This is a genomic window from Francisella sp. SYW-2, assembly GCF_008711475.1.
GTDB lineage: Bacteria > Pseudomonadota > Gammaproteobacteria > Francisellales > Francisellaceae > Francisella > Francisella salimarina.
Genome location: NZ_VXKO01000009.1, coordinates 48,749 through 55,844, shown reverse-complemented (window position 1 = coordinate 55,844; position 7,096 = coordinate 48,749). Strand labels below are relative to the sequence as shown.

Below are 7,096 nucleotides of genomic sequence, written 5' to 3'. Positions count from 1 at the left end.
TCATTACCTAATGATTCTTCTAAACCTAAAAAGAAAAAATCCATAACTACTAAAAATATAAATATCTACGATATCTATATTTTACAAAAGTTCATAAGTTTAATGAAAGATTAAATCAACAGTCTTTTTTATTATATCAATTATCCTTATAATACTTTTCTAATGAGATAACAACAATGAAATCACAAGCAACATTAAAGCTAATAGTGCGTGAAAAAATAATTATAGAGTCTTTTTTATTAACTATATTATTAGGACTAGTCGATCTCATAAGCTATCTTCTTCTACCTAAAGTTTTTGTTAATAGTCTAGTAGGTATTACAGCCTTATGTGCAGCTTCAATCCATGGAGTATATAGAAAAAGTTATCTATATATTGTTATCGCTATTATATCTATAAGTGCAGCTATGATTATTGGAACTGTTGTATCACAATTACCTATAGTTGTACCTTTTTGTACACTCATAATGGGCGGCTTGACTTTTTATCTACCAACAAAGTTTAGAATAATGCCAGAGATACTTACGAAGTTTTGTTTTATTGGATATGTTTCAAGTGCTTTCGGATATAGCCATGTAAGTATAGGTATAACTCTAATTTGTGTAATAGTAGTAATTGTATTACTTGTATTCTATTATGCTTTGATAAATATACTGCTATATAGAGATCAGCCATACTCTAACCGCGAGAGGATTCAAGATAAGTATCATCATGTGATGATTATTGCTCTTGCGTCACTTGCTATAGGATACTTGGTAACGAAATTTATGACCATATACCTACCAAATACTAATCCATGGTGGATTATGATGACTATAGTTTTAGTTCTTGGCTACTCTTATGAAAAAGTAAAGATAACTGCACTTAAAAGAGGTTTTGCCAATATACTAGGCCCTCTCATAATCGCGATAGTAATGATTCCATTAAAAAATCATTACTATTTACAAATAGCTCTACTTCTGGTTCTTTTTTTCTTAGTTAACTGTTCTATATCATATTATCTACTATTGGCTCTTTTTATTTCATGCATGATTATTAGTTGGGATATAATCACCTTATCGTCAGCAACCCCATACACAATAGCACTAGACAGAGCCTTTGAAACATTTGTAGCTGTATTTATAGTTTTAATAATTAATGAGATATATAAAAGACTACTTTCTAAATATATAAAGAAAATAATAAACTAGGCTTCTCTAATACCAAAAAGGCTACTTCCTATCCTAACATCTGTACTGCCATACTGTATAGCTAATTTATAATCAGCGCTCATTCCCATTGACAGTCTCGATAATTTTAACTCATTAGCCAAACTAGCATTAATAGTGTCAAAAAATACCTTCATTTTTGCAAAGCTCTTTTCTGGAGAGTCTGATTTTGCAGGTATACACATTAGTCCAACCACCTTTAGATTACTGAATTTTTTCGCTTTAACTATAGCTTCAATAACATCATCTAACTGAATTGATTTAAAACCAGATTTACTGACATCATCATCTATATTTATTTGTAAGAAAACATCTATATGCTTATTTTCATTAATAGCAGCTTTACTTATTTTCTCAAGATGCTCTATTTTCTCTACACTTTGAATTGAATCAGCATACTTAACAATATGCTTTATCTTACGTGATTGCAGTGAACCAATAAAGTGCCATTTTAGATTTGGTAATTGCTGAGCTTTCTGCTCTAATTCTTGAAAATAATTCTCACCAAAATCTAATTGCCCAAGACTTGCTAAATATTCTATTTTGTCGATAGACTGATACTTACTGACAGCTAATAGCCTAGCCTTTGAGTCTATATTTTTGATGATACTACTATATGAGCTTTGAATAAATTCTTTATCAATCATTATTTTTTTCTCATTACAATAAGGTTTCTCTGAGCATTCAAGAAAGGAACTTTTATGCTATGCTTTTCAATATCCAGCGGCAAAGATACTAAGTTCTGCTCCTCAAGATCTGGACCTTTCATGGCTAGCATTTGATTATCTTTAGTTAAGAAATGCTTACATAATTCATAAAATGTATCAACTGAGCTAAATGCACGCGAGATAATATTATCAAAGCTACCATCTAAGTTTTCAATGCGTATATTTAATGGATTAATATTATCCAAGCTCAAGCTTTTTTTAACATTTTTGAGAAACATGATTTTTTTGCCAACACTATCAACCAGAGCAAACTGATGTTGCGGATATAGTATCGCCAAAACCACTCCTGGCAAACCTCCCCCAGTACCAACATCGACAGTTGAGCTACCTTTGATATACTTAGCTACAGCGAGACTATCAAATAAGTGCTTGACTAGCATATCATCAATCTTCTTAATAGCAGTCATATTATAAACTTTATTCCATTTCTCAAGAAGTTTTAAATACTCTAGCCATTGTTCAACCTGCTCTTCTGTTGCTAGAATATCAAGCTCAACCAAAGCTTGCCTAATTTTATCCTTCATACTATCCATTTTGTAGAAATAACAATCTTATCGGCTATAATAAATATATTATAAGCTTTAAATGGTAGAGTTGGGATTTAAAATTCCAGTTTTTTATACAATCTAATATGTTTTTATCAAGAAAATTTGGCGCAGCAATGATTATATCTGGCACATGTATTGGTGCTGGGATGTTAGCAATTCCTGCAACTGTAGCGAGCTGTGGCTTTTTTATAGGTTCTATTTTAATTATCAGTATATGGGCTTTGATGACATTTACAGCTCTGATATTAGCAGAAGTTAACCTAAAAATGGAAGATGGCGCTAATTTTGTAGAAATGACAAAACAGACCTTAGGTCCTGTTGGTGTCGGTATAGTTTGGATTTGTTATGTTCTTTTACTCTACTCTTTAGTAGCCGCATATACTGTCGGTGGTGGATACTTAATTTCAACAACACTAGGAAGTCTTGGTTTTAATATCTCAGAAAAACTCACAGGCATTATTTTTATACTGATACTAGGAGTTTTTATATATATCAGTACAAGGCTAGTTGATCATGTTAACAAAATTATGTTTACAGGCAAACTTTTAGCATTTCTACTACTAGTTGTTGTTCTTATTCCACACATTTCTACTGATCATCTAAATTATCAAATCAAGAATCCTAATTTTATTTGGGCAGCATTTCCCATACTTCTAACCTCATTTGGATTTCATCATATAATCCCCACATTAAGAACCTATGTGGGATCGAATAGAAGATCTCTACGCCAAGCTATTGTAATTGGTAGCACAATACCGCTGATTGTTTATATATTGTGGATTTTTGCAACTCTTGGTTCACTTCCAGTTGCAACGCCCACTGGTATCTTAGGTAAGCAATCTGGTGAAATCACATCAGTTATTATTGATCACTTCAGTACTAGCTCTGGATATATCTCGACAATATCTTTTCTATTTGGCTTCTTTGCCTTAGCAACATCTTTTCTTGGTGTTGCACTAGGGCTTTTTGATTTTAATAGGAATACTTATAAAATAGCTAAGAACTTACACAAACATAAAACGCTTGCTTTTGTAATAACATTCTTACCGGCTTATATTTATGCGATTGCCTACCCAGATGGCTTTAAAACAGCTCTTGGCTATGCAAGTATTTTTGTAGCGATACTTCAGGTTGCTTTACCTGTTATAATGCTATGGGTTATAAACTACCGTAAACAAAAAGCTCTAACTAGCTCTTCTCTAATAACTATGCTAATTGTGGTTATTGCAATTATTATTATTGCTCTCCAGATTCTAAACTCTTTTGGCTTACTACCAACTTTAAACTAGAGACTATGATTTTTAACCTTCATATTATAGGTTAGTAGAATCACGATACCAACAAAAATTGGTAATATGACTGATGGGAATAACATCAGGGTGAAGTAATCTCCTGTAATCTCAACCCAAATCACACCTACAGCATTACCAACGACAAACATTGTCATACATACAGCAAAAAATGGTATTTTCCATAAATTATCTGTTTTGCCTCGTAAGGCTCTACCAATTTCTATTCCCAGATCAGTAGTTGTACCCGTCATATGAGTTGTTCGGGCAAAACCTCCAAAAAATAGTGTAGTAAAACTATTTTGCATACCCATTGCCATAGCTAAAAATAAATCATCAATAACACGATGATTACTAAAAATATCTATCAATAAAGTACCTGTAAGCATTACAGCACTTTGTAGGACTAGTGTCTTAGTATGATCTTCAGAGATAACATAGGCATCTGTTTTCATAATGACCCCATTAACAGCAGCACCTACAACAAAGCCAAAAACAAGCACAGCTACTTTATACATAAATACCCAGTCACCACCAGCAATACTATGCCCTAAAATCCTCAAGTTACCCGACATAACTGCCACACTGGCACCAAAAGAATTATATAAGACTATACTATCAATCCAGCCAGAATTAAAAATCAATATAACTGTAATAAAATAAGTGAAAGCCATTTTTTTAGTAAACACTCTCTTATCTCCTTTTCTAGTGTTTAGAAACTATTATATAGCTTTGATAGTAAAAATCATTTTTTAATTTTCTTTTCTTCAGCATTCTTTGTACTAGCTTGAAAACCTTGTGGTTTCGAGCTAAGAGTTTTCGCTAGAGAAACTTTTTTTGTAAATACTCGCGCTAACTTCATACTTACCCTCCTTTTTATATACATTCATTGCCTTTTTCAGATTTGAAAATAGGGAACCAATGAATATATCAAATAATAATTTCTTTTGTCAAGTGTTTACAATAGTATCCTGCCTAACAACATTTGACTTTTTAGGTATTAAAAAATAAAGTATCATCAAAGCTTATGGTCTAAATTATAGATATAACAATTAATAGGTAAAACTTATGCAAATATCTGAAGCTATAAAAAATCGTAAGTGCGTTAGAGAGTTTCTTGACAAGCCTATAGACAAGAAAATACTAGAAAATCTTTTTGATACCACAAGGTGGACACCTTCTAGCAAAAACACTCAACCATGGAAAATTGCTATAGTAAGCGGTGAAAAGAAGATGGCCTTGATGAGTAAGATACTATCTGCATGTGATAACCGCGAACTTCCAAGAATGGAGTATGATTATGATAGCGATATTCCATTAGATGGAGAACTTAAAGAACGTGCTGTTAAGTGTGGTCATGACTTATATAATGCGTTAAATATAGCGAGAGAAGATAAAGAAAGACGTATTGAGCAATGGAAAAAAAACTATTTATCGTTTAATTCACCTTCAGCCATATTCATATTTAAGCACCCCAATACAGGAATTAGTGGCTATATGGACTGTGGTATGCTTATCCAATCAATAATGCTAGCTGCTCTAGACTTAGGACTTGCAACATGTCCTCAAGCCTCTCTAGGACATTATCCAGATATAGTCAAAAAAGAGCTACAAGGATTTGACGACTATACTTTGCTATGTGGTATAGCAATTGGTTATGAAGATACTAACGCTGCTGTAAATAACTATCGTACCGAAAGAGAGTCTATAGATAGTTTTGTTACATTCTTTTAGTGCTTTTGTAATACTTCTCATAATGATATTATAAATAGTAGGATTGACAAGTTTTTCTAATAAGATGAGTGGTATTAACAAAGATATTATTGAAGCTACACGCTACTTTCTAAAGTTAGTGGAGTTAGGGTCTTATAGCTCAGTTAAAAAGTGCTACTCTGTAGAACTGAATACTATAAAAAATAAGATAGATGTACTAGAAAAATACCTAGATCTAAAACTTATTAGAAATGTACAAAATCGTATATCTCCAACTAGTGATGGCATGAAATATTTTCACTCTTGCAATAAAATTGTGACAGATCTGGAAAATACTATCCAAAATGTAAAACAAAGTGGCTTTAGACAGCGTCAATCTATAAAAGTACTTGGTACTCCCCTATTTATCAAAATCATTATTGATTTAGCATTACCACAGATACAACAGATTAATAACGAAGCATTTAATTTTGCACTAGATAGTTACCAAGTAGATAATATTAATGGCAGCCAGTTCCAGTTTGATTCATACAATGTCATACAAATATTTAACAAGCATCTTGAGTTTCTTGATTTAGATGATTGGATAGTTTGTACATCTGTAGATGCCGTTAAGCTTCCTGCACACTTATACGGAAACAAAGAGTTTGTAAAAGATCTACATAACAAACCTGAAAAAGTTCTTGAAGCTCCTCTAGTATTTAATAGATATGACTTTTCTCAAGGCACAAATGAGTTTAAACACGATAATAAAAGCTACAAATTTAATCTTGATAAAATTAAATTTACGGTTGATAACGAGATTCAAAAAGCTAACTTATTGATGAGTGAAAATACTATAGGATTTATGCCAAAATTTTATTATGATGCTGTCCTCAAGGAGTGTGAGGATGTTGTCAAAATAGAAGGCTTTGAAATAGATTTTCCATTAGAGTCTCACTTAATACTTATATACAAGCACTCTAAATATAAAGACGAGCTTCTAAAAATTGTTAGAGAAGGTATCAAAAAAATACAAGTCCAATATCAGTAGCTTTTAAGCTCTTCTACTACGAATGATATAATACTCAGTAATTGCTACTATTGCATGTATAAATATTACAGCTAGCCCAACATATGCAAAAACTTCATGGATTTCTTTAAGTCTGACGACACTAGCTCTTGAGAGCACATCTGTAATAGCTGGCAAACCAAAAGGAATAACATAGGTTCCTTTTGCACTTATCAAGCACCAACCTAATATTGGCATAGTAATTAACCAAAAATATAAAAATATATGTACCAAATTAGCTACTATAGTTCTAAATCTATTATATTCAAGACGTCGTCCCATAAATGGAAAACTTACAAACTTTCTTATAGCCAACCTTAGAATAGTAATAAACAGAATCAAAAAACCAATATATAAATGAGATGTTTTCATTACATCATGAAATAGAGAATATTTACCAAATATACTTCTAAACTCTATTGATATAAAAGCTAGAAATATCAAGATAACCGTGGCCCAATGAAGATAAACCATAAACTTATTGATCTTTGTTTGCATTTAAGTATTAGGTAGTAAATTTAATTGCTTTGAATTATAGGCTTTTTATTTATTAAAAAAA

Annotated in this window: 8 protein-coding genes; 4 read left to right on the top strand and 4 right to left on the bottom strand. The window is 31.8% G+C overall.

Annotated features, from left to right (window positions below; all coding sequences use genetic code 11):
* The first annotated feature begins 176 nt into the window (after positions 1-176).
* The gene (locus F3D57_RS04705) at positions 177-1,190 is read left to right on the top strand and encodes an FUSC family protein (protein WP_150465379.1); all 1,014 of its coding nucleotides are present in this window, start codon (positions 177-179) and stop codon (positions 1,188-1,190) included.
* Here the strand turns inward: F3D57_RS04705 and F3D57_RS04700 are convergent.
* Both F3D57_RS04700 and rsmG read right to left on the bottom strand, forming a co-directional pair.
* Positions 1,187-1,855: a YggS family pyridoxal phosphate-dependent enzyme gene (locus tag F3D57_RS04700; RefSeq protein WP_150465378.1), complete on the bottom strand. Its 669-nt coding sequence runs from the start codon at positions 1,853-1,855 to the stop codon at positions 1,187-1,189. The two genes, F3D57_RS04705 and F3D57_RS04700, sit on opposite strands and share 4 nt — an antisense overlap.
* Positions 1,855-2,469 carry a 16S rRNA (guanine(527)-N(7))-methyltransferase RsmG gene (gene rsmG, locus F3D57_RS04695; RefSeq protein WP_150465377.1) on the bottom strand — a complete coding sequence of 205 codons (615 nt, stop codon included), beginning with the start codon at positions 2,467-2,469 and terminating at the stop codon, positions 1,855-1,857. Before rsmG ends, F3D57_RS04700 begins: the two co-directional genes overlap by 1 nt.
* Positions 2,470-2,567: 98 nt before the next feature.
* Between rsmG and F3D57_RS04690 the strand changes: the two genes are divergently transcribed.
* Positions 2,568-3,773 carry an amino acid permease gene (locus F3D57_RS04690; protein WP_150465376.1) on the top strand — a complete coding sequence of 402 codons (1,206 nt, stop codon included), beginning with the start codon at positions 2,568-2,570 and terminating at the stop codon, positions 3,771-3,773.
* On the opposite strand, the gene F3D57_RS04685 is transcribed toward F3D57_RS04690, so the two are convergent.
* Complete coding sequence (locus F3D57_RS04685; protein WP_146421616.1) at positions 3,770-4,462, bottom strand: YoaK family protein; 693 nt, start codon at positions 4,460-4,462, stop codon at positions 3,770-3,772. The genes F3D57_RS04690 and F3D57_RS04685 overlap by 4 nt on opposite strands.
* 379 nt (positions 4,463-4,841) lie before the next feature.
* Here F3D57_RS04685 and F3D57_RS04680 point away from each other — a divergent pair, with 379 nt between their 5' ends.
* Both F3D57_RS04680 and F3D57_RS04675 read left to right on the top strand, forming a co-directional pair.
* Entirely contained in the window at positions 4,842-5,507 is a 666-nt protein-coding gene (locus tag F3D57_RS04680; RefSeq protein ID WP_150465375.1) for a nitroreductase, read from the top strand.
* Positions 5,508-5,571: 64 nt separating this feature from the next.
* On the top strand, positions 5,572-6,519 hold the full coding sequence (locus tag F3D57_RS04675) for a LysR family transcriptional regulator (protein WP_150465374.1): 948 nt from the start codon (positions 5,572-5,574) through the stop codon (positions 6,517-6,519).
* 3 nt (positions 6,520-6,522) lie between these two features.
* Here the strand turns inward: F3D57_RS04675 and F3D57_RS04670 are convergent, their stop codons facing one another.
* A complete protein-coding gene (locus F3D57_RS04670) occupies positions 6,523-7,035 on the bottom strand; it encodes a cytochrome b (RefSeq protein WP_150465373.1) in 513 nt (170 codons plus the stop codon).
* Between the last annotated feature and the right edge of the window lie 61 nt (positions 7,036-7,096).

What these genes read in the sequence shown, in the direction of transcription:
- F3D57_RS04705 (WP_150465379.1), top strand. Translation starts at nt 177, where the DNA reads ATGAAATCACAAGCAACATTAAAGCTAATAGTGCGTGAAAAAATAATT.
- F3D57_RS04700 (WP_150465378.1), bottom strand. Translation starts at nt 1,855, where the DNA reads ATGATTGATAAAGAATTTATTCAAAGCTCATATAGTAGTATCATCAAA.
- rsmG (WP_150465377.1), bottom strand. Translation starts at nt 2,469, where the DNA reads ATGGATAGTATGAAGGATAAAATTAGGCAAGCTTTGGTTGAGCTTGAT.
- F3D57_RS04690 (WP_150465376.1), top strand. Translation starts at nt 2,568, where the DNA reads ATGTTTTTATCAAGAAAATTTGGCGCAGCAATGATTATATCTGGCACA.
- F3D57_RS04680 (WP_150465375.1), top strand. Translation starts at nt 4,842, where the DNA reads ATGCAAATATCTGAAGCTATAAAAAATCGTAAGTGCGTTAGAGAGTTT.
- F3D57_RS04675 (WP_150465374.1), top strand. Translation starts at nt 5,572, where the DNA reads ATGAGTGGTATTAACAAAGATATTATTGAAGCTACACGCTACTTTCTA.
- F3D57_RS04670 (WP_150465373.1), bottom strand. Translation starts at nt 7,035, where the DNA reads ATGCAAACAAAGATCAATAAGTTTATGGTTTATCTTCATTGGGCCACG.